Raw genomic sequence first — 1,166 nt, forward strand, 5'->3', positions numbered from 1 at the left:
CTAGAGATCTTTAATGGTGGGAGTTCTCTGTCCCGGTGACGGCTGGTGGTGTCCTCGGTATGCCGGAGGGATGAGGTATCCCGATGGTGGCGGGCTGACCGCCGCGGAGCGCGCCCGGCGCGAACGCGTGCGCCTGGAAGCCGCTGAGTGGATCGAGGCAGGCGCCGGTGACCAGGAAGTGGCCCGGCGGTTTCGGGTGGCCCGGATGTCGGTCAACCGCTGGCGCCGGGCCCTGGCCAGCGGCGGACGGGAGGCGCTGGCATCCAAAGGGGCCGGTGGCGCCCGCTGCCGGCTCAGCGACCGACAGCTGCGGGAACTGGAGGACGCGTTGGAGGCCGGTCCGGCCGCCCACGGCTGGGGCGAGGATCAGTGCTGGACCCTGGCCCGGATCGCCGCAGTCATCCACCGGCGGTTCGGGGTCCACTACACGCTGGCCGGGGTGGACCTGCTGCTGCACCGCATCGGCTGGAGCGTGCAGATCCCGGCCCGCAGGGCGGCGGAGCGGGACGAGGCACGCATCACCGAATGGAAGGACGAGCAGTGGCCGACGTTAAAAGAACGGCGGCACACCTGGGCGCCTGGCTCTGTTTCGAAGACGAGGCCGGCCAGGGGCTGAGACCGCCGCGGGGTCGCACCTGGGGCCGCCGCGGACACACCCCAGTGGTGCAGGTGACCGCGGCAGGCACCAAACGGATCTCGCTGGCCGCATTGGTGTGCACCCGGCCCGGCCGACGGCCGCGGCTGCTCTATCGCACCCGGGTGCACCACGGTCCGGCTCGCGGGCGGCGCAAGGGTTTCACCGAGACCGACTACATCCGGCTGCTGGACGCCGCACATCAGCAACTCGGCGGCCCGATCCTGCTGGTCTGGGACAACCTGAACACCCACCGAAGCACCACCATGCGGACATTGATCGCCGCCCGAGACTGGCTGACGGTAGCCCACCTGCCGCCGTACGCACCCGAACTGAATCCCGTCGAGGCCGTCTGGGCCCACCTGAAGCGCTCCCTGGCCAACCTGGCCAAGCACGACATCGGCCAGCTCACCCTGCTGGTCAAGACCCGCCTCAAGCGGATGCAGTACCGCCCCGACCTGATCGACGGCTACCTCACCGGAACCGGACTGAGCTCCGACCTCACGTAACCCCAACCATTAAAGACCTCTAG

General features: G+C 69.6%; 1 protein-coding gene. It reads left to right on the forward strand.

Annotated elements, in window-relative coordinates:
- Positions 1–70: 70 nt before the first annotated feature.
- Positions 71–1,143 (forward strand): IS630 family transposase gene (locus tag ADK86_RS45655; protein WP_420718856.1). Its coding sequence is split into 2 segments (ribosomal slippage): positions 71–545 and positions 545–1,143, totalling 1,074 coding nucleotides; the frame shifts between segments, so codons are not numbered across the junction.
- The last annotated feature ends 23 nt before the right edge of the window (positions 1,144–1,166 follow it).

The organism is Streptomyces sp. NRRL F-5755, from assembly GCF_001279365.1.
Lineage (GTDB): Bacteria > Actinomycetota > Actinomycetes > Streptomycetales > Streptomycetaceae > Streptomyces > Streptomyces rimosus.